We start from the raw sequence: 22,818 nt of genomic DNA on the forward strand, positions 1-22,818 counted from the left end.
GTATTAGGCACGCCGCCAGCGTTCATCCTGAGCCAGGATCAAACTCTCCAATAAAGTTAGTTTGTCTAGCATCTAAAATAAAAATTGACGTTTCACGTTGTTTGTTTCGTTTAGTTTTCAAAGTTCAATATCGCGTTTCAGCGACTTTTATAATATATCATAGTATATTATTTTCGTCAACAAGTTTTTTCGATAAGTTGTATCTCTCATTTGCTGACTCTGCCTATTATATAGGCTTTCTCTTCCCTATGCAAGTATTATTATAAAAAAATAAAGAGAGGGAAAATCCCCTCTCTTATTCTTCTGAAGAAACCTCTTCACTCGTTTCTTCCTCTTCATCTTTTTGTGCTTTTGCTACCGTCGCTACCTCTTGGTCTTCCTCTAATCGAATTAGACGAACACCTTGTGTATTACGTCCCATTTGAGAGATTTGATCAACTGGCATACGAATAATAACGCCTGCCGCTGTAATTAACATAATATCTTCTTCACCTGTAACAGACTTAACAGCTACTAATTTACCGTTCTTATCTGTAATGTTACAAGTTTTCAGACCTTTACCACCGCGACTTTGCAGACGGTATTCATCAATCGGTGTACGCTTTCCGTAACCATTTTTCGTTACAATTAGAACATTTACATCCTCTTCGACAATTTCCATACCTACAACTTGGTCTTCATCGCCCAACGTAATAGCTTTAACACCTGCAGCATTACGTCCCATAGAACGAACATCTTGTTCATTGAAACGAATTAGCATACCGTTACTTGTCCCGACAATAATATCCTTATCACCCGATGTTAAACGTACAGATATTACTTCATCCTCTTCACGAAGAGAAATTGCAATTAAACCATTTGTACGTATATTTGCAAATGATGAAAGTGGTGTTCTCTTAGAAACCCCTTGTTTTGTCGTAAAGAATAAGAACTGATCGTCACCAAATTCACGAATCGGAATAATAGCGTTAATCCACTCACCCTTATCTACCCCTAATAGGTTAATAATTGGTAGTCCTTTTGCAGTACGACTATACTCTGGAATTTCATATCCTTTCGTACGGTATACTTTACCCTTGTTTGTAAAGAATAAAATATGATCATGAGTAGACGTTGTTAATAAATGTTCAACAAAGTCATCATCATTCGTACCCATTCCTTGCACACCACGTCCCCCACGGTTCTGTGTTTTGTACGTAGAAGCCGGTAACCTCTTAATATAACCGTTATGAGTTAACGTAATCGCAATGTTTTGTTCAGGAATTAAATCTTCATCTTCAATAAATTCCATACCGCCAATTGTAATTTCTGTTCGTCTCTTATCATTGAAACGCTCTTTTACTTCTGTTAATTCTTCACGAATAATCTCAAGAACTTTTTCTTCATCTGCTAAAATCGCTTTTAATTCAGCAATTAACTTCATTAAGTCTTGATATTCTTGCTCAATTTTTTCACGTTCTAATCCAGTTAAGCGTTGCAGACGCATATCTAAAATCGCTTGCGCTTGTTTCTCACTTAAACCAAAACGTTCCATTAAGCCTTGCTTTGCAATATCTGCCGTTTTTGAACTACGAATTAACGTAATAACTTCATCAAGATGATCTAAAGCAATTCGTAATCCTTCTAAAATATGAGCACGTGCTTCTGCTTTTTCTAATTCATAAGCAGTACGTCTACGAATTACTACCTTCTGATGCTCTAAATAATGATATAGATTTTGTTTTAAATTTAGTACTTGTGGCTCCCCATTTACAAGAGACAACATATTAATACCGAAACTTGTTTGAAGCGCTGTATGTTTATATAGATTGTTTAATAGTACGTTTGCATTAGCATCACGACGTACTTCCATGACAATACGCATACCATTACGATCTGATTCATCACGTAAATCTGTAATACCTTCAATTTTCTTATCGCGAACTAATTCTGCGATTTTTTCAATTAATCGTGCCTTATTAACTTGATAAGGTAGTTCAGTTACGATAATAGATTGTTTACCGTTTGACTTCTCTTCAATTTCAACCTTAGCACGAAGCATAATGGAACCGCGACCTGTTTCATAAGCTCTTCGAATTCCACTTCTTCCTAAAATTAAACCTGCCGTCGGAAAGTCTGGACCTGGAATGTATTCCATTAATTCCGCGATAGTAATATCAGGATTATGACTTAATGCCAGCACACCATCAATTACTTCGCCAAGCTGATGCGGCGGTATATTTGTTGCCATACCAACAGCAATACCTGTTGTACCGTTTACTAATAAATTAGGGAAACGCGCTGGTAGTACTATCGGTTCTCTTTCGGAACCATCATAGTTATCTTGATAATCAATTGTATTTTTTGAAATATCACGTATTAATTCCATAGAAATCTTAGACATTCTTGCCTCTGTATAACGCATTGCAGCTGCTGAATCTCCATCTACAGAACCGAAGTTACCATGCCCATCTACAAGCATATAACGTTGACTAAAATCTTGCGCCATACGTACCATTGTTTCATAAACGGCTGAATCACCATGAGGGTGATACTTACCGATTACTTCACCGACAATACGTGCTGATTTCTTATACGCTTTATCAGCTGTAATTCCTAAATCATTCATCGCATATAAAACCCTACGATGCACAGGTTTTAATCCATCACGAACATCTGGTAATGCACGAGATACGATAACACTCATTGCGTAATCTAAAAATGAGGTACGCATTTCATGACTAATATTAATTTCTCGAATTCGTGCTTGTTGTTGATTGTCTGACATCAACGAGCACCTCCTCTTACATTTCCGTTACACATACATTGATTTATATGTAGAAGACAGGAATACTTAGATTCCTGTCATTACTCATTTAAATATCAAGGTTCTTCACGTATTTTGCATTCTCTTGGATAAAGTTACGACGTGGCTCTACTTTATCTCCCATTAAAATTTCAAATGTTTCGTCTGCTTCAATTGCATCTTGAAGGGAAACTTGAAGTAATGAACGTACTTCTGGATCCATTGTCGTCTCCCATAGCTGAGTTGGATTCATCTCCCCAAGACCTTTATAACGTTGAATTCCTGGTTTCGGCTGGGCTGGTAGCTCAGCTAAGATTTTTTCAAGTTCCTTATCGTTGTAAGCATATTGAATTTTTTTACCTTGTTGTATTTTAAACAATGGCGGCTGTGCAATATAGATATAACCACACTCAATTATTTGACGCATATAACGATAGAAGAACGTTAATAATAGGGTACGAATATGTGCACCATCAACATCGGCATCGGTCATAATAATAACTTTATGATAGCGTGCTTTTTCAATATCGAAGTCTCCACCAATATTTGTACCGATTGCCGTAATAATTGTACGAACTTCATCATTTGATAAAATCTTATCTAAGCGCGCCTTTTCCACATTAATAATTTTACCCTTCAGCGGTAAAATTGCTTGGAAATGACGATCGCGTCCTTGTTTTGCAGATCCACCCGCAGAGTCACCCTCTACGATGTAAATTTCACTAATTGCTGGATCTTTCGAAGAGCAATCAGCTAATTTACCAGGTAAACTTGAAACTTCTAACGCACTCTTTCGACGTGTCAATTCACGCGCTTTTTTCGCAGCTACACGTGCACGTGCAGCCATCGTACCTTTTTCTACAATTTTTCGCGCTACATTAGGATTTTCTAGTAAGAACTTTTCAAATGCCTCTGAGAATACAGACTCTGTAATTGTTCTCGCTTCACTATTCCCAAGTTTTGTCTTCGTTTGTCCTTCAAATTGTGGATTTGGATGCTTGATTGATACAATTGCTGTTAAACCTTCACGAACATCCTCACCAGTTAAATTACTGTCCGCATCTTTTAAAATGCTATTTTTACGACCATAGTCGTTGATTACACGAGTTAAAGCTGTTTTAAAACCTACCTCATGTGTACCACCTTCATACGTATGGATGTTATTCGTAAATGAGTAAATATTATTTGTGTATCCTTCGTTATATTGAAGAGAAACCTCAACCTGAATACCATCTTTTGAACCTTCTACGTACACAGGCTCTTCATGAATCGGTTGTTTTGAGCGATTTAAATGCTCAACGTATGATTTAATTCCACCTTCGTAATGGAATTCTTTCTTTTGCTTATGTTCACGTTTATCTTCAATTGTTAATTTAATATTACGATTTAAAAACGCTAATTCACGCATACGAGTTGCTAGCGTATCAAAATCGTATACTGTTGTTTCTTGGAAAATTTCCGGATCTGGTTTAAATCGAGTTATTGTTCCTGTTTGATCTGTGTCACCAATGACTTTTAAATCCGCAACCGGAATACCTCTTTCATATTTTTGGTAATGGATTTTACCTTCACGATGTACAAATACTTCTAATTCTGTTGATAGAGCATTTACAACCGATGCCCCAACACCATGTAAACCACCAGAAACTTTATAACCGCCACCGCCAAATTTACCACCGGCGTGGAGAACAGTCATAATAACTTCTACAGCTGGACGTCCCATTTTTTCTTGTATACCAACCGGAATACCACGCCCATTATCCGTTACACGAATACTATTATCTTCTTCGATACTAACATTAATTTCATCACAATAACCTGCAAGTGCTTCATCAATACTATTATCTACGATTTCCCAAACAAGATGGTGAAGCCCTTTTCCACTTGTAGATCCAATATACATACCAGGGCGTTTCCGAACTGCCTCTAGTCCTTCAAGCACCTGTATCTGACTTTCATCATATGCATTTTCTTGCATTTGCTTTTGTTCCATTGACACAAAGATCACCTACTTTTCCATTTAAACAGGGGTTATTCCCTATCTATTTCACAATCTACAGTGCCGTTCGTTACATGAATTGTTTTCGCTTCTTTTAATGTTTCGTGTTCAATTCCGTCGACACTCGTCGTTGTAACAAATGTTTGCACTTTTCCTTGAATTGTATTTAAAAGATGTGATTGACGATAATCATCTAATTCTGATAAAACATCATCCAACAAAAGGATTGGATATTCTTTAACCTCTGAATAAATCAATTCAATTTCAGCTAATTTTAGGGATAGTGCGGTCGTTCGTTGTTGTCCTTGCGAACCAAAGACTTGAACATTTTTACTATTAACGAAGAATTGTAAATCGTCACGATGAGGACCAATCAAAGTCGTACCACGGAAAATTTCACGTTGTTTCACAGATTGAAAACTTTCATAGTATACTTCTTTTATTTTCGACAAATCCATTGATTCTGATACATCTACACTTGGTTTATAGACAATTTCTAACTCTTCTAATCCACGGCTTATACCTCGATGAATTGGAGCTGCCCATTCCTGTAGCAAATGCAAAAATTCAAAACGTTTTTGCAGTATTTTCGCACCATGCTCAATTAGTTGAAGTGTAAATACATCCAACATCGTTTCCTCATTCTTACTATTCCCTTGCATTTTTTTCAACAAGTGATTTCGTTGCGTGAGCACCTTTTGATATTGACTTAATTCATACAAATATACAGGAGCTATTTGTCCTAATTCCATATCTAAAAAGCGTCTTCTTACTTGAGGGCTTCCTTTTACAAGATTTAAATCTTCTGGGGCAAACATGACAACGTTCATCACGCCAATATATTGACTTAACTTTTGTTGTTCAAGTTGATTTAATTTTGCCTTTTTACCTTTTTTCGAAATATTTAATTCCAAAGACAAAGAACTGTTTCTTTTTTGTAATTTCCCTTTTATTTGACCAAAATCTTCATCCCAGCGGATAAGTTCGCGATCATTAGAGGTTCTATGAGATTTCGCCATCGCTAAAACATAAATAGCTTCCATCAAATTTGTTTTCCCTTGCGCATTTTCGCCGATAATTACATTTACCTTATCTTCAAAGGAAAGCTCTAATTTTTCATAATTGCGATAGTTTTTTAATTGTATTTCTGAAATAAACAAAGGGCTCCCCCTTTATGCCTGAACTTGGAAAGTTCCGCTTCCTGGAATTTCAATAACATCATTCGCATATAGTTTGCGACCTCTTCTATTTTCAAGTTCGTTGTTCACGTACACTTCATATTCTTGTAAAAACCATTTTACAGCGCCACCTGTATCAATTACATCAGCTAACTTTAAAAATTGTCCTAGTGTAATATACTCTGTTGAAATTTTAATACGTTTCATAAAATCGCTCACTTTCTGAAAGTGTTCATTCTTTCATTGTACTAAATAAACTAGCATTAGGAAAGTAATACCCAAAAATCAAATAAGGGCCACTAGCATCTTTAAACTAGCAACCCTTATTCCTTACCTAGTAAGTACGAACCGGTAAAATTAATTGAATAATTGAATCATCATTTACTGTACGAATTAAGAACGGTCTCATCGCCCCAGTAAAGCTAACTTTAATCTCTGTACTATCCAAAGCTTTCAATGCATCCATCATATATTTTGCACTAAAAGATATTTTTAACTCTTCTCCATCTACTTTTTCGCATTGTACTTCTTCGACAACTTTTCCGATTTCTGGTGAATTCGAAGAAATCTCTAGCATTTCTTGCTCTAAAGTTGATAATTTAACAACGTTATTGCGGCCATCTCTTGCTAATAGTGAAGCACGATCAATTGCTTGTAGGAATTCTTTTGTATTCACAAAAATATCCGTTTTACTCTCTGCCGGAATTAAACGTGTCGTATCAGGATAATTCCCTTCTAACAATCTTGAGAAGAATAATAAATGTTTTGTACGGAATAATACTTGATACTCCGTAATAACGATATCTACCATTTCTTCAGACTCATCTAAAATTTTACTTAATTCATTTAAGCTCTTACCTGGAATAACAACATTAGCTTGGAATTCATCTGCAATATTATGTCCTTCAATTTTTGCTTTTCGAAGTGCCAGCCTATGACTATCTGTTGCAATACAAGTTAACTCGCTGTTATATACCTTCCAGTTTACACCTGTCAAGATTGGTCTTGTTTCAGAAGTAGAAACTGCAAATACAGTTTGTCTGATCATATGTTTAAGTAAATCTGTTGGTATCTTAAATACATGATGTTCTTCAATCTGTGGCAATAAGGGATATTCTGCAGAATCTAAACCATTTAAGTTAAACTCTGATTTTCCAGATTTTATTTTTGTCATAAAATGATTTTCTACAGAAATTTCGACAGTGTCTTTAGGTAGTTTTTTTACAATCTCACTAAAATATTTTGCCTGTAAAACAATGCTTCCTGATTGAGTTATTTCTACGATTTCTTTTCCAGCTTCTTCGACTGGAATAAACGATTCAATAGAAATATCAGCATCGCTTCCTGTTAATGTAACTCCTTCTTCAGTCGCTACAACTTTAATTCCCGTAAGAATTGGGATTGTTGTACGAGAAGAAACTGCCTTCATTACATCTTGTACACCTCTTACAAGATAGTCTTTTTGTATTGTAAAACGCATAAAGAAAAACCTCCGGTAAGTATAAGATTTTATTTAATTAATAAAGATAAAAAATAGTAGTAATAGTAATAGGGCTTGTGGATATGTGGATAACTCCGCTAAAGGATGTAAAAACAGTCTATCTACATGTGGATAGACTGTGCGTAAAACAAGGTAAGTTATTCACACTATTCAGCTACTACTTTAAAATACCATTAATTTCTTCAACTTGCTTTTGTAATTGCGTATCGGTTTTTAGTAGTTTAGAGATTTTTTCATGGGCATGGATAACTGTTGTATGATCACGTCCACCAAATTCTTCACCTATTTTTGGTAAAGAGGAATCTGTAAGCTCGCGCGATAAATACATTGCAATTTGGCGAGGAAACGCAACTGATTTTGTACGTTTTTTCGCTTTAAAATCTTCTAATTTCACTTGATAAACGTCCCCGACAGCTTTTTGAATATCATAAATAGAGATAATTTTCGGCTTAGAATTTGGAATAATATCTTTAAGTGCTTCAGCTGCTAAATCAGCATTAATATCTTTATTAATTAAAGATGAATAAGCTACAACTCGGATAAGTGCACCTTCTAATTCACGAATATTTGAATCAATTTGATTTGCGATATAAAGCATAACTTCATTTGGTATATCAAGCCCTTCAGCTTTTGCTTTTTTGCGTAAAATCGCAATTCGTGTCTCTAAATCTGGCGGCGTAATGTCTGTAATAAGTCCCCATTCAAAGCGGGAACGAAGACGATCTTCTAAAGTTGGAATTTCTTTTGGTGGTCGGTCACTAGAAATTACAATTTGTTTACTTTCTTCGTGTAATGCATTAAATGTATGGAAAAACTCTTCTTGAGTCTGTTCTTTTCCAGCAAGAAATTGAATATCATCTATCAATAAAACATCTACGTTGCGATATTTATTACGAAAATCAACAGCTTTATTATCACGAATAGAGTTAATAAATTCATTTGTAAATTTTTCTGATGATAAATATACAACTTTTGCATTTGGATTATGTTCAATTACATAATGACCAATTGCATGCATTAAATGTGTCTTTCCAAGTCCAACTCCTCCGTAAATAAAGAGTGGATTATACGCTTTAGCTGGCGCCTCAGCTACAGCTAATGAAGCTGCATGGGCAAAACGGTTACCAGAGCCAATAACAAATGTATCGAATGTATATTTTGGATTTAACATGCTCTGTGGTAAATGAGCTGAATCATCTTGTGCTGGATTCGGCTTAACTGGAGGCAGATCAATGTCCTCTTCAGCTTGACTTTGGGGAATAATAAAGCGAATTGCTAATTTTGCCCCTGTTAAATCGTATAGTGTTTCTGAAATTAGTTCGGAGTAATGAGATTCTAGCCAGTCACGAGCAAATTCATTCGGAGCTGTAATCGTTAATACGTCTTTCTTCAAGTTATGAGCGGTTGTGGATTTTAACCATGTCTCATAACTAGGCTTGCTTACCTTTTTTTCTAATTCTTTTAAGGCACTATTCCATAAATCAGAGATATTTTCCAAAGGTGTCCCTCCTTTACTAAGTTGGTAAAAGAATAAGGTTGCGCAACAAATGTACAACCTAATAAATATAAAATGTATATTTATACGAAACGTATTTTAAAACCTAAAAACGTCGTTTGTATATGAGATAGGGTTTTCGACAAAAAAAGCAAATGTGGACAACTATTTACCCACATGTGATTAAAACTGTCCACATGTTATACACAAATTGTGGATAAGATAAAGATGTGGAAAACTTATTCAAAGTGAAAACACAACTATAATATCAAAAAAAAGTGGCTATAGCAATGAATTTAAGAAAGTTATCCACAAAATCAATACCTTGTGGAATAAACTTGTCCACAACACGATATACTGTGTAAAAGTGTGAAAAAAGTTTGTGGATATAAAAAACGCGAAAAAATATTTATCCACAAGGAAATATAGGTGCTGTGAAAAAGTATGTGAATAGGTTCAAAATGAATATTTGATGAAAATTTCTAGAACCATTGACATTTTCCTAGTTAATTAACTATAATTTATAGGACTGTCTTTAACAGATATTCCTCAGGGAGGTGTCATATAATGAAAAGAACTTACCAACCAAATAAACGTAAGCGCAGCAAAGTACATGGTTTCCGCAGCCGTATGAGCACAGCGAACGGACGTAAAGTGCTAGCAGCTCGTCGTCGTAAAGGAAGAAAAGTATTATCTGCGTAGACCACTGATCGTTCAGTGGTCTTTTTTTCTAATAATAGTGAATTTCCGCTGATGAAATACAGGAGTGTCAATTGATATGAAGAAAAAACATCGTATAAAGAAGAATGATGAATTCCAGGCGGTTTTTCAAAAAGGAAAATCAAATGCAAATCGTCAGTTTGTTGTATACCAATTAGATAAAGAAGAACAGCCAAACTTTCGCATCGGCCTTTCTGTTAGCAAGAAAATAGGAAATGCAGTAGTTCGTAATCGAATTAAGCGCATGGTCCGTCAGGCTATTACAGAGTTAAAAGATGAGATAGATTCTGGAAAAGATTTTGTTATAATAGCAAGGAAGCCTTGTGCAGAGATGACATATGAAGAAGTAAAGAAAAGCTTAATTCATGTCTTTAAACGCTCTGGTATGAAAAGAATAAAAAAGTAGCGTAAGGAAATGAATTACACTATATACATACCGATACAAGGAGGAGTAGGCTTTGAAAAAGAAATTAGGTTTACTAGCCATGGTCGTTGCATTAATGGCGATTGCCACCGGTTGTAGTGAAACGGGTCAGCCGATTACATCGAAAAGTACTGGGATTTGGAATGAATATTTCGTATATCCGCTTTCTCAGTTAATCACGTATTTTGCCGACTTATTTAACAGTAATTACGGTTTAGCAATTGTTATTACAACTCTTATCATTCGTTTTGCATTATTACCATTAATGATTAAACAAACAAAGAGTACAAAGGCAATGCAAGCGTTACAACCAGAAATGGTGAAGTTAAAAGAGAAATATAGTTCTAAAGATCAAGCAACACAGCAAAAACTACAACAAGAAATGATGCAGTTATATCAAAAGAATGGTGTAAATCCATTGGCAGGATGTTTACCGATATTTGTTCAGATGCCTATTTTATTCGCGTTTTATCATGCGATTATGAGAACAGCTGAAATTAAACAACATAGTTTCTTATGGTTCGATTTAGGACATGCAGACCCGTTCTATATCTTACCAGTCGTTGCAGCAATTACGACATTTATTCAGCAAAAGCTTGCAATGGCAGGAACAGCTGGTCAAAATCCACAAATGGCAATGATGCTTTGGCTTATGCCGATTATGATTTTAATCTTTGCAATTAACTTCCCAGCTGCATTATCACTTTACTGGGTTGTTGGTAATATCTTTGGTATTGCTCAAATGTACTTTATTAAAGGGCCAGAGATTAAGGCTAGTAAGGCTGGTAAAGCTGGAGGCTCAAGCAAGTGAGTGTAATTACTGCTAAAGGACAAACAGTCGAGCTGGCAGTAGAGGATGCTTTAAGGCAATTAAATACATCAAAAGATCGAGTAGATATAAATATTGTCGATGAGGGTAAAAGGGGATTCTTAGGTTTATTTGGGAATCGCCCTGCAGTAGTAGAAGTTGTATTGAAGAAAGATCCAATTCAAGAATGTGAAGAATATTTAAGAAATGTTATTCACGATATGGGTGTGGAAGTCGAGATTAGTAAAATTGTAAAAGGACGCGAAATCGAATTCACAATTTCTGGTGATAATGTAGGTGTTTTAATTGGGAAAAGAGGTAATACATTGAACTCTTTACAGTATTTAACAAAACTTGTCGCGAATCGTAACACGAAGCAATATATCGGTATTACACTAGATGCTGAAAATTATCGTAGTAAAAGAAAAAGTACGTTAGAATCACTTTCTTATCGATTAGCGAAACAAGTATTTAATACGAAAAAAAGAGTTATTTTAGAACCGATGCCATCTTTTGAACGAAAAATTATTCATCAGGCATTATCAAATCATCAAGGTATCAATACAACTTCTGAAGGAAATGAACCACATCGGCATGTTGTAATATCTCCTAAATGACCGGTTGCTCAAATGAGTGCCGGTTTTTTTGAGCGGAAAATAGATGTGGATAACTAAAAAACACTAAACTTATCCACTGTGAATAAGTTTAGTGTTTTTTACATGGGGATATAATAAAATGAGTTATTCTTCTTTTGTAGATAGGTTCGTTATGGTATCCTAATAATTTAGTGAAAGAAATAATCATGTTGAAATAGAGATAAATAAGCAAGTGAGGTGAAAGGACATGGAATTTGATACAATTGCTGCGATTTCCACAGCGCTTGGAGAGGGTGCAATTGCCATTGTTCGAGTAAGTGGGGATGATGCGGTTGAGAAAGTTGATCGTATTTTTAAGGGGAAGGATTTAACAGAGGTTCCTTCTCACACTATTCATTATGGTCATATTGTTGATTTAGATACAAATCAAGTTATTGAAGAAGTTATGGTGTCTATTATGCGCGCACCAAGGACTTTTACACGTGAAAATATAGTGGAAATTAACTGTCACGGTGGACTTGTTTCAGTAAATAAAGTATTGCAACTTATTCTAGCACAAGGAGTACGATTGGCAGAACCGGGCGAATTTACAAAACGTGCTTTTTTAAATGGACGTATCGACTTATCACAAGCAGAAGCTGTTATGGATTTGATTCGAGCAAAAACAGATCGTGCGATGAATGTAGCAATTAATCAAATGGAAGGGCGATTATCTAAATTAATTGGTCTTTTGCGTCAAGAAATATTAGAAACATTAGCTCATGTTGAGGTAAATATAGATTATCCAGAATACGATGATGTAGAAGAGATGACACATAATATTTTAATTGAGAAAGCGACGCATGTTCGTTCGGAAATCGAAAAAATATTAGAAACATCAAAACAAGGGAAAATTTTACGTGAAGGTATTGCTACAGCAATTATCGGTAGACCTAACGTTGGGAAATCATCGTTATTAAATAGTCTTGTTCAGGAGAAAAAGGCAATTGTAACTGATATTGCAGGAACAACTCGTGATGTTATTGAAGAGTACGTTAACGTGCGTGGTGTACCTCTTAAACTTATAGATACAGCCGGTATTCGGGAGACAGAAGATATTGTTGAACGAATTGGTGTGGAACGTTCAAAAGAAATGATGAGCCAAGCGGATTTAGTATTAGTTGTTGTCAACTATAGCGAGGCTTTAACAAATGAGGATGAAGATCTATTCCGTGCGGTACAAGGAAAAGACTTTATTGTTATTGTGAATAAGACTGATTTACCGCAAGCGATTGATATGGAACGTGTTACAGAGTTAGCCGCGGGAAATCGTGTTATTACAACATCCTTAATTGAGGAACAAGGAATAGATGAACTCGAAAAGGCAATAGCTGATTTATTCTTTGAAGGAACAATTGATTCTGCAGATATGACATATGTTTCTAATGCGAGACATATTGGATTATTAACACAAGCAGGAAAAACAATCGGTGATGCAGTTGAGGCGATTGAAAATGGTGTACCAATTGATATGGTACAAATTGATTTAACAAGAACGTGGGAAATACTTGGTGAAATTACTGGGGACACAGTGCATGAAAGCTTAATTGACCAGTTGTTCTCTCAATTTTGTTTAGGAAAATAATATAGTGAAGTTGTAGAAAGATAGAGATTATTAGGAGGAATAAACAATGGGATACAATGCCGGTTCATACGATGTCATAGTAATCGGTGCAGGTCATGCAGGATGTGAAGCTGGTCTTGCGGCAGCACGAATGGGCTCAAAAACATTAATGTTAACAATTAATTTGGATATGGTAGCATTCATGCCATGTAACCCTTCTGTTGGTGGACCAGCAAAAGGGATTGTTGTTCGTGAAATTGATGCATTAGGCGGAGAAATGGGACGTAATATTGATAAAACTCATATTCAAATGCGTATGCTAAATACAGGTAAGGGACCAGCCGTACGTGCACTTCGAGCGCAAGCTGATAAATTCGCTTACCAACATGAATTAAAGAAAACAATTGAAGAAACACCAAACTTAACGTTGTTCCAAGGAATGGTAGAGCGTTTAATCGTTGAAGAAGGTGTATGTAAAGGGGTAGTTACACAAGCTGGTGCAGAATATACAGCAAAAACCGTTGTAATTACAACTGGAACATTTTTACGCGGCGAGATTATCATGGGCGACTTAAAATATTCAAGCGGTCCAAATAATCAGCAACCGTCTATTACATTATCTGAGCATTTAGAAGAACTTGGATTTGATCTTGTTAGATTTAAAACAGGGACACCTCCGCGTGTAAACAGTAATACAATTGACTACAGTAAAACAGAAATTCAACCAGGTGATGATAAGCCACGTGCGTTCTCTTTTGAAACAACGAAATTTATTATGGATCAAATTCCATGTTGGTTGACATATACAAGTACAGAAACACACCGTTTAATAGATGAAAATTTACATCGTTCAGCTATGTATTCTGGTATGATTAAAGGAACAGGCCCTAGATACTGTCCTTCTATTGAAGACAAAGTAGTAAGATTTAATGATAAACCACGTCATCAAATTTTCTTAGAGCCAGAAGGGCGTAATACACAAGAAGTATATGTACAAGGTTTATCCACAAGCTTACCAGAAGATGTACAACGTGACATGCTTAGAACAATTCCAGGCCTAGAAAATGTTGAAATGATGCGTACAGGTTATGCAATTGAATATGATGCAATTGTGCCAACACAACTATGGCCAACACTTGAAACGAAAAAGATTAAAAATTTATATACAGCAGGACAAATTAATGGAACTTCTGGTTACGAAGAGGCGGCCGGACAAGGGCTTATGGCTGGAATTAATGCAGCATGCCGTTCTTTAGGTAAAAAAGAAGTTGTTTTAGGTCGCGAGGATGCTTATATTGGCGTCTTAATTGATGATCTTGTAACGAAAGGTACAAATGAACCATATCGTTTATTAACGTCTCGTGCAGAATACCGTCTATTATTACGCCACGATAATGCTGATCTTCGTTTAACTGAAGTTGGTCGTGAAATTGGACTAATTAAAGAAGAGCGCTATGAGCGATTTACAAATAAAAAATTACAAATTGAACAGGAAAAGGAACGTTTAAGCAGCATTATTATTAAACCACGTCCTGAAGTTCAAGAATTAATTCGCAATATTGGCGGAAGTGAATTGAAAGATGGAATACGTGCAAGTGACTTATTACGTCGTCCAGAGATGACATATGAGCATATTCATCTTTTAGTACCAAGTGAAGTAGAATTAAGTGATGAAGTTAAAGAACAAGTTGAAATTCAGATTAAGTATGAAGGGTATATTGAAAAATCTTTACAGCAAGTAGAGCGTATGAAGAAAATGGAGAGTAAAAAAATCCCTGTAGATATTGATTATGATGCGATTTCTAGCCTTGCTTCAGAAGCTAGACAGAAATTGAAAGATGTTCGTCCACTTTCAATGGGGCAGGCTTCACGTATTTCTGGCGTAAATCCAGCGGATATTTCCATTTTACTTGTGTATATAGAACAAGGAAAAATTGCACGCGTATCGAACCAATAAATAGTAAGGAGATATTGCTAGATGAACATAGAACAATTTCAATCTATGCTAGAAGAGAAGGGAATCACCCTCTCTTCTAGACAGTTAGAGCAGTTCAAAATCTACTTTGAAATATTAGTAGAGTGGAATGAAAAAATGAACTTAACGGCTATTACAGAAAAAGAAGAAGTATATTTAAAACACTTTTTTGATTCCATTACAGCTGCTTTTTATTATGATTTTTCAAAACCATTCTCAATTTGTGATGTTGGTGCAGGGGCTGGATTCCCAAGTATTCCTTTAAAAATCTGTTTCCCGCACTTAAAAGTAACAATTGTAGATTCATTGCAAAAACGTATTAATTTCTTAAATCACTTAGCCCAAAAGTTAGAATTAAGTGATGTTGCATTTTGTCACGATCGTGCTGAAACATTTGGGAAAAAAGAAGGTGTACGTGAATCATACGATATTGTAATGGCACGTGCAGTTGCGCGTCTTTCTGTATTAAGTGAGCTATGTTTACCACTTGTAAAAGTTGGAGGAACATTCATTGCAATGAAAGGTGCAGCAGCAAACGAAGAAATTGAAAATGGCAAGTATGCTTTAGAGGTGCTAGGCGGAGAGTTGAAAGAGATGTCTACTTTCCAATTACCATTTGAAGAGAGTGAACGTAATATTTTATTAATCGAGAAAAAGCGCAAGACACCAAAGAAATATCCACGCAAACCGGGAACACCCAATAAATTACCTATTGAAAAATAAATCTTATTAGACGTAAGATTAAATTATATAAATGAAAACGTAAATGTTTCATAGGAAACATTTTATGGAGAATAGTCAATAGGCCTAAAAGGTGGTGGAATATGTATGAAAAATACGTTTTCTCGTTTATTTGGCTTTGGAGATAAAGAGAGCGAATTCGAATTACAAGACGAAAGCCATGAAGAGATAGATAAAAAGGTATATGAAGAAATACAAGAAATTCCGATAGTAAATATTACCCCTAACCGTTATCAACCAAGAACAGTTTTTGATGATGCGCGTATTGATGAGTTAGCATTAACAATTCGTACACATGGACTTATTCAACCGATTGTTGTAAGGCAATATGAGGATGATAAGTACGAGATTATTGCTGGAGAAAGACGTTTTCGCGCGGCAACAAAGTTAGGTTGGGAAAAGGTTCCTGCAATTATAAAGAATTTAAATGATACAGAGACAGCTTCTGTAGCTTTAATTGAAAACTTGCAACGTGAGGAACTAACGGCAATCGAGGAAGCTGTGGCATATCAAAAGCTGATTGAGTTACATAATTTAACACAAGAAGCATTGGCACAACGACTTGGAAAAGGACAATCTACAATCGCAAATAAGTTGCGCTTGTTAAAGTTGCCTGAAGAAATAAAAAGTGCATTATTAGAAAAAAGCATTACAGAACGTCATGCCCGCGCTCTCATTCCTTTAAAAAATGAGGAATTACAACTGAAGGTTTTACAGGAAATTGTGGAGAAACAACTAAATGTAAAGCAAACAGAAGAACGAATTGCGAAGTTACTAGAGGAAGCGAAACCGAAGCGTAAGGCAAAGCAAAAAGCAGTAAGTCGAGATACGAGGATTGCTATGAATACAATTAGACAATCTTTACAAATGGTTACTGAAAGTGGTTTGAATGTTAATTCTGAGGAAGAAGAATTTGATGAGTACTATCAAATTACAATTAAAATTCCAAAGAAAAAATAATAATGACGTGCTAGAGACCTTATCCTATTGGAGAGGTCTCTTTTACTATATTTTCTTGTTAAATGAAGAAGGAGTTTAGAAATAAATTTTGAAGTTTAATAAAGGACGTAAAAGAAAAAGTTTTATTTCATGTTACAATAAACGTAATTGTTATTAGAATAAGATAGAAAGGTTGAAAGTAGGTGACATCATGGGAAAAATCATTGCTATTGCTAATCAAAAAGGCGGTGTTGGAAAAACAACAACATCTGTTAATTTAGGGGCTGGATTGGCGCAAGTAGGTAAAAAAGTCCTTCTTGTAGATATTGATGCTCAAGGAAATGCAACGACTGGTGTGGGAATTGAAAAATCTGAATTAGATCAATGTATTTACAACGTTCTTGTGGAAGATGCAGATGTTCAAGGGGTTATACAGAAAACCGCAACTGAAAACTTAGATGTTCTACCCGCTACAATTCAATTGGCTGGTGCTGAAATTGAATTGGTACCGACTATTTCCCGGGAAGTACGTTTGCAAAGAGCATTACAGCCAGTTCGTGATGAATATGACTATATTATTATCGACTGTCCCCCATCTTTAGGGTTATTAACGATTAATGCATTAACAGCAGCAGATTCTGTTATTATTCCTGTACAGTGTGAATATTACGCACTAGAAGGGTTAAGTCAGCTATTAAATACAGTTCGACTTGTACAAAAACATTTAAATAAAAATTTAGCAATTCAAGGTGTATTGTTAACAATGTTGGATGCCCGTACAAATTTAGGGATTCAAGTTATAGATGAAGTGAAAAAGTATTTTAGGGATAAAGTATATCGCTCGATTATTCCGCGTAATGTACGCTTGAGCGAGGCTCCAAGTCATGGGAAACCTATTATGCAGTATGACGCTAAATCAAGAGGAGCAGAAGTGTATATAGATTTAGCAGAGGAAGTGATTGCAGGTGGCTAAAGGATTAGGAAGAGGAATTAATGTGTTTTTTCCTGATTTAGATGTGAAAGAAGAGGAAACAATTCAGGAGATTCTTGTAACTGAATTAAGGCCGAATCCATATCAACCGCGTAAACACTTTAATAAAGAGGCGATTCAGGAATTAGCAATTTCGATTAAGGAACACGGTATTCTACAACCATTAATTGCTAGGAAGAGTATTAAAGGATATGAAATTGTTGCAGGTGAAAGACGATTTCGTGCTGCAAAAGAGGCTGGTTTAGAAAAAGTACCTGCGGTTGTAAGACAATTAACTGAACAGCAAATGATGGAATTTGCGTTGTTAGAAAACTTACAACGAGAAGATTTAAATCCTATGGAAGAGGCAATGGCATACCAGATGTTAATGAATGAGCTAAATGTAACGCAAGAACAATTAGCGAAACGTCTTGGTAAAAGCAGACCTTACATTGCAAATTATACTCGGTTATTAAGCCTACCTTCTTTCGTACAAGATATGATTGCAAATGGTCAACTTTCAATGGCTCATGGGAGAACTTTACTTACGATAAAAGATGAAGAACAATTGAAGTCCTTATTGAAACGCATTGAAAAAGAAGGATTAAATGTTCGTCAATTAGAGAAAATCGTCCAAGAGATTAATCAACACGTTTCACGTGAAACAAAAAAAGTGAAAAAAGAGCGAAATATATTTTTCGTGGAACGTGAAACGTTCTTAAGAGAAAAGTTTGGCACAGATGTGAAAATTAAAGAGACGAAAAAAGAAAAAGGTAAAATCGAAATTGAATTTTTTAATAAAGAAGATTTAAATCGTATTTTAGAACTATTAGCACAGAAAAATTAAAAAGCAAACCATCTTATTATTTATAGATGGTTTGCTTTTTTTAATGCGGATAATTTTTGATCCGTCTCTTTTATACTTTTTGCGATTACATCAGCCATTTTCATGACTAAACTTAATCTTGTATTTTGAAGAACGAAAAACTCCATAAACCCATTTAGATTGACGATACCGTGTATGTGCAAATCACCAACTGCAGGTAATTTCTTATTCATAGCAGCTCCAGGTTTACTAGGTCCCTTTCCAGTAGTGATTGATCCGATATTTTGGGACTTTCCTAAACATGCATCAACAGCAATTATAAATGCAGTAGGATATTCTTTCTGTATATTCTGAATTTTCTCTTCTAAATTTAGCGCATGTACTGGCTCATCTAGTGTACCGAATACTTGGAGGTTTTGGATGTCTATTTGTTCAAGTTTTGTACCAACTAATGGGCCGAGTGCGTCACCTGTAGAGCGATCTGTGCCGATACAAACGAGAATGAGTGGTATATTAGTTTTAATAGGAATATGGGTAAGTAAGAAATTACTGATTATCTCAGAGGCTTCTAGATCTTGGTGCATAACGTTTTGAGTTTCTTTCTCAAAAAATGGTAAGCGAAAACTTCCAATATTCATGAAGCACCCATCCTTTTAATAAATTTTCAATATATGTTATATGGTGAGGAAAATGGAAAGTTATAAGTGCGTAATTTTTGCAAAATGTGAATGAAAACGGAAATAATAGTACTAGTATATATATATTCGTTCCATTTTATACCTGGATGTCGGGGATAAAATAGGATTAAAATCATAAAATTTTTTCAGCAATTAGGGGACTTCTGATACAATAATAAGGGTAACTAAAAAGAAATTTTAGCTAGAGAGGTAGAGGTACATGGATTTATTAGCGAAGTGGTTTAATTCTATGAAACAGTATTTATTAGATGCTGATCGTTGGGCTCATATTGGAGTTGCGACATTAAAAATATGTATTATTTTAACAATTGGTGCAGTTGTTGTGCGAATTGCAAGGGCGGTTGTACGAAATGCGTTTCGTATGGGGAGTCGTTCTCCAATTCAAATTTCAGAACGTCGTACAGTTACAGTAGCGAAATTACTTGAAAATATTGTAGCGTACGTTGTTATGTTCATTATGCTAATTGCGATTTTAGGTGTGTTTGATATTAATGCATCAGGTTTATTAGCGGGTGCTGGGGTAATTGGTTTAGCAGTCGGATTTGGTGCTCAAAGTTTAGTGAAAGACGTTATTACAGGTTTATTTATTTTGTTAGAAGATCAGTTTTCAGTTGGCGATTATGTTAAAATCGGTCAATTTGAAGGAGTCGTTTTAGAAATTGGACTTCGTACAACGAAAGTAAAGAGTTGGACAGGTGAAATTCATACTTTACCAAATGGAAGTATTATTCAAGTTACTAACTACTCAGTTAGTAATAGTGTAGCATTTGTTGATGTATCTATTTCATATGAGGCTGATATTGCGAAAGCAGAGCAAGTTATTGAAGATTTATTAGTAGAATTACCTTCAAAGTACGAAAAAATGGTAACAACGCCTCAATTATTAGGTGTGCAAACATTAGCAGCATCAGAAGTTATATTACGTGTTATTGCTGAAGTAGAACCGATGCAACATGCAGTTATTGCAAGGGCACTTCGTAAAGAGATTAAAAATCGTCTTGATTTACATGGAATTGAAATTCCATATCCACGTATGGTTTTATATAATCGTGAAGAATTAGTTAGTGGAAAAGCAATTTAGTATGGAGAGGAGTTTGGAGAATGGAGCAAAAGGAATATAACTTGTATGATGTTGTGGAAATGAAGAAAGCCCATCCATGTGGCGAGAATCGTTGGAAAATTATTCGTATGGGAATGGATATCCGCATTAAGTGCGAGGGGTGTGACCATTCAGTAATGATTCCTCGAAGAGAGTTTGATCGTAAGGTGAAAAAAATACTTGTGAAGCACGAAGAATAGAGGGAGAGTAACAGTTACAGTAGGTAACTGTTACTTTTTTTCGTTTGGCGGAAACTTGTCATTTTTTTCGTTACTATCTATAATGATGAAAGATTGAGACATAGGAGTGAAAAATATGGGATTAACGGCTGGGATTGTTGGATTACCTAACGTAGGGAAGTCCACTTTATTTAATGCAATTACACAAGCAGGAGCAGAATCTGCGAACTATCCATTCTGTACAATTGATCCAAACGTAGGGATTGTAGAAGTACCAGATGAGCGTTTAAATAAATTAACGGAATTAGTAGAACCGAAAAAGACTGTTCCGACTGTATTCGAGTTTACTGATATTGCAGGTATCGTAAAAGGTGCTAGTAAAGGTGAAGGTTTAGGAAATAAATTCTTATCTCACATTCGTCAAGTAGATGCAATTTGCCAAGTTGTTCGTTGTTTTGAAGACGAAAATATTACGCACGTTTCAGGGAAAGTAGATCCAATTGATGATATTGAAACAATCAATTTAGAGCTAATTTTAGCGGACTTAGAGTCTGTTGATAAGCGTATCGAGCGTGTTGCGAAATTAGCAAGACAAAAAGATAAAGAAGCGGTATATGAGCATGAAATTTTAGTTCGTTTAAAAGAAGCTTTTGAAGAGGGAAAACCAGCTCGTACTGTTGAATTTACAGAAGAGCAGATGAAGATTGTTAAAGGCCTTCATTTACTTACAACAAAAGAAATGTTATACGTAGCGAATGTAAGTGAAGACGATATTATCGATCCTTCGGAAAATAAATACGTACAAATGGTAAAAGAATTTGCAGCAAATGAAAATTCTCAAGTAATCGTTGTATGTGCAAAAATCGAATCAGAAATCGCTGAATTAGACGAAGAAGAGAAAAAAGTATTCCTTGAAGAATTAGGAATTGAAGAGTCTGGTTTAGATCAATTAATTCGTGCAGCATATGACCTATTAGGACTTGCTACTTACTTTACAGCTGGCGTTCAAGAAGTACGTGCTTGGACATTTAAACAAGGAATGAAGGCACCACAATGTGCTGGTGTTATTCATACAGACTTTGAGCGTGGATTTATTCGTGCAGAAACAGTTTCTTACGATGATTTAATGACAAACGGTTCTATGACAGCTGCAAAAGAAGCTGGAAAAGTACGTTTAGAAGGAAAAGAATATATCGTAAAAGACGGAGATGTTATGCACTTCCGTTTTAACGTTTAATTTAATATTTCCTAGGAAAAATAAAGATATGAGCTTGGCAAATATATTATATGTTTGCCAAGTTTTTTATGTATTGGTGAGTTGATTCATATAACTTACTATGATATAATCTAAACTCGTGAGTAATTACTATAAATTAATTGCTCCTTGCCCATTACGGGCCGTTTAGACCAAAAGGAGGTGAAAGTGTAATGAGAAAGTACGAAATTATGTACATCATTCGTCCTGGCGTTGAAGAAGAAGCTCAAAAAGCTTTAGTTGAACGTTTTGCAGGTGTTTTAACAAACAATGGTGCAGAAATCATTAACACGAAAGAGTGGGGTAAGCGTCGTTTAGCTTACGAAATCAACGACTTACGTGAAGGTTTCTACATGATCTTAAACGTGAAATCTAACGCAGAAGCGATTAACGAATTCGACCGTTTAGCTAAGATCAACGAAGACATCCTTCGTCATATCGTTGTTAAAGAAGAAGAAAAATAATTGATATATAAGGGAGAGTGGTTCGATTGATGAATCGTGTTATCCTCGTTGGTCGTTTAACTAAGGACCCTGACTTACGTTACACGCCCAATGGTGTCGCAGTAGCTACTTTTACGTTAGCTGTGAATCGCGCATTTGCCAATCAGCAAGGTGAGCGTGAAGCTGACTTTATTAATTGTGTAATATGGCGTAAACAAGCAGAAAACGTAGCAAATTATTTGAAAAAAGGTAGCTTAGCAGGCGTAGATGGACGTCTTCAAACTCGTAATTACGAGGGACAAGATGGTAAACGTGTATACGTAACAGAAGTTCTTGCGGAAAGCGTGCAATTTTTAGAGCCGCGTAATGGCGGTGGGGAGCAACGTGGTTCATTTAATCAGCAACCATCAGGAGCTGGTTTCGGTAACCAAGGCTCTAACCCATTTGGTCAATCTAGTAATTCAGGTAACCAAGGTAACTCTGGATTTACGAAGAATGACGATCCATTTTCAAATGTAGGTCAACCGATCGACATTTCCGACGACGATTTACCGTTCTAATACAGTAAATTTGTTAGTTTTAAC

General features: G+C 35.6%; 22 protein-coding genes. 15 read left to right on the forward strand and 7 right to left on the reverse strand.

All coding sequences use genetic code 11. The features are described from left to right. Nucleotides 1–295 precede the first annotated feature (295 nt). The 6 genes from gyrA to dnaA form a co-directional block, all read right to left on the reverse strand. Nucleotides 296–2,767 carry a DNA gyrase subunit A gene (gyrA, locus tag ACTFRU_RS17675; protein WP_001282864.1) on the reverse strand — a complete coding sequence of 824 codons (2,472 nt, stop codon included), beginning with the start codon at nt 2,765–2,767 and terminating at the stop codon, nt 296–298. 88 nt (nt 2,768–2,855) lie between these two features. Beyond that, nucleotides 2,856–4,778, reverse strand: a complete 1,923-nt coding sequence (gyrB, locus tag ACTFRU_RS17680; protein ID WP_000435982.1) for a DNA topoisomerase (ATP-hydrolyzing) subunit B — start codon at nt 4,776–4,778, stop codon at nt 2,856–2,858. 38 nt (nt 4,779–4,816) lie between these two features. Then, nucleotides 4,817–5,944, reverse strand: a complete 1,128-nt coding sequence (recF, locus tag ACTFRU_RS17685; protein WP_000470745.1) for a DNA replication/repair protein RecF — start codon at nt 5,942–5,944, stop codon at nt 4,817–4,819. 12 nt (nt 5,945–5,956) lie between these two features. After that, nucleotides 5,957–6,169 (reverse strand): S4 domain-containing protein YaaA, encoded by a 213-nt coding sequence (yaaA, locus tag ACTFRU_RS17690; protein ID WP_000821364.1) that lies wholly within the window; start codon nt 6,167–6,169, stop codon nt 5,957–5,959. Nucleotides 6,170–6,296: 127 nt separating this feature from the next. Further along, entirely contained in the window at nt 6,297–7,442 is a 1,146-nt protein-coding gene (dnaN, locus tag ACTFRU_RS17695) for a DNA polymerase III subunit beta (protein WP_016121496.1), read from the reverse strand. A gap of 178 nt (nt 7,443–7,620) precedes the next feature. Further along, on the reverse strand, nt 7,621–8,961 hold the full coding sequence (dnaA, locus tag ACTFRU_RS17700; RefSeq protein ID WP_000428017.1) for a chromosomal replication initiator protein DnaA: 1,341 nt from the start codon (nt 8,959–8,961) through the stop codon (nt 7,621–7,623). A gap of 564 nt (nt 8,962–9,525) precedes the next feature. Here dnaA and rpmH point away from each other — a divergent pair. The 10 genes from rpmH (at nt 9,526) to spo0J (ending at nt 18,581) form a co-directional block, all read left to right on the forward strand. After that, nucleotides 9,526–9,660: a 50S ribosomal protein L34 gene (gene rpmH / locus ACTFRU_RS17705; RefSeq protein ID WP_000831901.1), complete on the forward strand. Its 135-nt coding sequence runs from the start codon at nt 9,526–9,528 to the stop codon at nt 9,658–9,660. Nucleotides 9,661–9,736: 76 nt separating this feature from the next. After that, nucleotides 9,737–10,084 carry a ribonuclease P protein component gene (gene rnpA, locus ACTFRU_RS17710; protein ID WP_000726621.1) on the forward strand — a complete coding sequence of 116 codons (348 nt, stop codon included), beginning with the start codon at nt 9,737–9,739 and terminating at the stop codon, nt 10,082–10,084. 52 nt (nt 10,085–10,136) lie between these two features. Continuing rightward, complete coding sequence (gene spoIIIJ / locus ACTFRU_RS17715) at nt 10,137–10,913, forward strand: YidC family membrane integrase SpoIIIJ (RefSeq protein WP_000727738.1); 777 nt, start codon at nt 10,137–10,139, stop codon at nt 10,911–10,913. Then, nucleotides 10,910–11,527 carry an RNA-binding cell elongation regulator Jag/EloR gene (gene jag, locus ACTFRU_RS17720; protein WP_000111516.1) on the forward strand — a complete coding sequence of 206 codons (618 nt, stop codon included), beginning with the start codon at nt 10,910–10,912 and terminating at the stop codon, nt 11,525–11,527. The genes spoIIIJ and jag overlap by 4 nt, the downstream gene beginning before the upstream one ends. A 226-nt stretch (nt 11,528–11,753) precedes the next feature. Then, nucleotides 11,754–13,130, forward strand: coding sequence for a tRNA uridine-5-carboxymethylaminomethyl(34) synthesis GTPase MnmE (mnmE, locus tag ACTFRU_RS17725; protein ID WP_000393754.1), 1,377 nt, complete (start codon nt 11,754–11,756; stop codon nt 13,128–13,130). A 46-nt stretch (nt 13,131–13,176) separates the two neighbouring features. Then, nucleotides 13,177–15,066: a tRNA uridine-5-carboxymethylaminomethyl(34) synthesis enzyme MnmG gene (gene mnmG / locus ACTFRU_RS17730; protein ID WP_000541031.1), complete on the forward strand. Its 1,890-nt coding sequence runs from the start codon at nt 13,177–13,179 to the stop codon at nt 15,064–15,066. Between the two features lie 21 nt (nt 15,067–15,087). Further along, complete coding sequence (rsmG, locus tag ACTFRU_RS17735) at nt 15,088–15,807, forward strand: 16S rRNA (guanine(527)-N(7))-methyltransferase RsmG (RefSeq protein ID WP_440037733.1); 720 nt, start codon at nt 15,088–15,090, stop codon at nt 15,805–15,807. Nucleotides 15,808–15,912: 105 nt separating this feature from the next. Further along, on the forward strand, nt 15,913–16,785 hold the full coding sequence (gene noc, locus ACTFRU_RS17740) for a nucleoid occlusion protein (protein WP_000799016.1): 873 nt from the start codon (nt 15,913–15,915) through the stop codon (nt 16,783–16,785). Between the two features lie 190 nt (nt 16,786–16,975). Further along, nucleotides 16,976–17,737: a sporulation initiation inhibitor protein Soj gene (gene soj / locus ACTFRU_RS17745; protein WP_000516114.1), complete on the forward strand. Its 762-nt coding sequence runs from the start codon at nt 16,976–16,978 to the stop codon at nt 17,735–17,737. Then, nucleotides 17,730–18,581, forward strand: a complete 852-nt coding sequence (spo0J, locus tag ACTFRU_RS17750; RefSeq protein ID WP_001051832.1) for a stage 0 sporulation protein Spo0J — start codon at nt 17,730–17,732, stop codon at nt 18,579–18,581. Before soj ends, spo0J begins: the two co-directional genes overlap by 8 nt. Before the next feature lie 20 nt (nt 18,582–18,601). On the opposite strand, the gene yyaC is transcribed toward spo0J, so the two are convergent. Further along, entirely contained in the window at nt 18,602–19,198 is a 597-nt protein-coding gene (gene yyaC, locus ACTFRU_RS17755) for a spore protease YyaC (RefSeq protein ID WP_001020714.1), read from the reverse strand. 259 nt (nt 19,199–19,457) lie between these two features. Between yyaC and ACTFRU_RS17760 the strand changes: the two genes are divergently transcribed. From ACTFRU_RS17760 to ssb, 5 genes are all read left to right on the forward strand, one after another. Further along, complete coding sequence (locus ACTFRU_RS17760; RefSeq protein WP_000364814.1) at nt 19,458–20,339, forward strand: mechanosensitive ion channel family protein; 882 nt, start codon at nt 19,458–19,460, stop codon at nt 20,337–20,339. Between the two features lie 20 nt (nt 20,340–20,359). Then, entirely contained in the window at nt 20,360–20,557 is a 198-nt protein-coding gene (locus ACTFRU_RS17765; protein WP_000435485.1) for a DUF951 domain-containing protein, read from the forward strand. 115 nt (nt 20,558–20,672) lie between these two features. After that, a complete protein-coding gene (gene ychF, locus ACTFRU_RS17770; protein WP_000524657.1) occupies nt 20,673–21,773 on the forward strand; it encodes a redox-regulated ATPase YchF in 1,101 nt (366 codons plus the stop codon). Nucleotides 21,774–21,964: 191 nt separating this feature from the next. After that, entirely contained in the window at nt 21,965–22,255 is a 291-nt protein-coding gene (gene rpsF / locus ACTFRU_RS17775) for a 30S ribosomal protein S6 (RefSeq protein WP_001233778.1), read from the forward strand. 26 nt (nt 22,256–22,281) lie between these two features. Then, nucleotides 22,282–22,794: a single-stranded DNA-binding protein gene (gene ssb / locus ACTFRU_RS17780; protein WP_000981966.1), complete on the forward strand. Its 513-nt coding sequence runs from the start codon at nt 22,282–22,284 to the stop codon at nt 22,792–22,794. Nucleotides 22,795–22,818: the final 24 nt, after the last annotated feature.

The organism is Bacillus cereus group sp. MYBK220-1 (assembly GCF_051916445.1).
GTDB lineage: Bacteria > Bacillota > Bacilli > Bacillales > Bacillaceae_G > Bacillus_A > Bacillus_A cereus.

Bases quoted from the DNA above. Each gene is read 5' to 3' on its own strand.
- gyrA (WP_001282864.1), bottom strand. From the start codon at position 2,767: ATGTCAGACAATCAACAACAAGCACGAATTCGAGAAATTAATATTAGT.
- gyrB (WP_000435982.1), bottom strand. From the start codon at position 4,778: ATGGAACAAAAGCAAATGCAAGAAAATGCATATGATGAAAGTCAGATA.
- yaaA (WP_000821364.1), bottom strand. From the start codon at position 6,169: ATGAAACGTATTAAAATTTCAACAGAGTATATTACACTAGGACAATTT.
- dnaN (WP_016121496.1), bottom strand. From the start codon at position 7,442: ATGCGTTTTACAATACAAAAAGACTATCTTGTAAGAGGTGTACAAGAT.
- rpmH (WP_000831901.1), top strand. From the start codon at position 9,526: ATGAAAAGAACTTACCAACCAAATAAACGTAAGCGCAGCAAAGTACAT.
- rnpA (WP_000726621.1), top strand. From the start codon at position 9,737: ATGAAGAAAAAACATCGTATAAAGAAGAATGATGAATTCCAGGCGGTT.
- mnmE (WP_000393754.1), top strand. From the start codon at position 11,754: ATGGAATTTGATACAATTGCTGCGATTTCCACAGCGCTTGGAGAGGGT.
- mnmG (WP_000541031.1), top strand. From the start codon at position 13,177: ATGGGATACAATGCCGGTTCATACGATGTCATAGTAATCGGTGCAGGT.
- rsmG (WP_440037733.1), top strand. From the start codon at position 15,088: ATGAACATAGAACAATTTCAATCTATGCTAGAAGAGAAGGGAATCACC.
- noc (WP_000799016.1), top strand. From the start codon at position 15,913: ATGAAAAATACGTTTTCTCGTTTATTTGGCTTTGGAGATAAAGAGAGC.
- soj (WP_000516114.1), top strand. From the start codon at position 16,976: ATGGGAAAAATCATTGCTATTGCTAATCAAAAAGGCGGTGTTGGAAAA.
- yyaC (WP_001020714.1), bottom strand. From the start codon at position 19,198: ATGAATATTGGAAGTTTTCGCTTACCATTTTTTGAGAAAGAAACTCAA.
- ACTFRU_RS17760 (WP_000364814.1), top strand. From the start codon at position 19,458: ATGGATTTATTAGCGAAGTGGTTTAATTCTATGAAACAGTATTTATTA.
- ACTFRU_RS17765 (WP_000435485.1), top strand. From the start codon at position 20,360: ATGGAGCAAAAGGAATATAACTTGTATGATGTTGTGGAAATGAAGAAA.
- ychF (WP_000524657.1), top strand. From the start codon at position 20,673: ATGGGATTAACGGCTGGGATTGTTGGATTACCTAACGTAGGGAAGTCC.
- rpsF (WP_001233778.1), top strand. From the start codon at position 21,965: ATGAGAAAGTACGAAATTATGTACATCATTCGTCCTGGCGTTGAAGAA.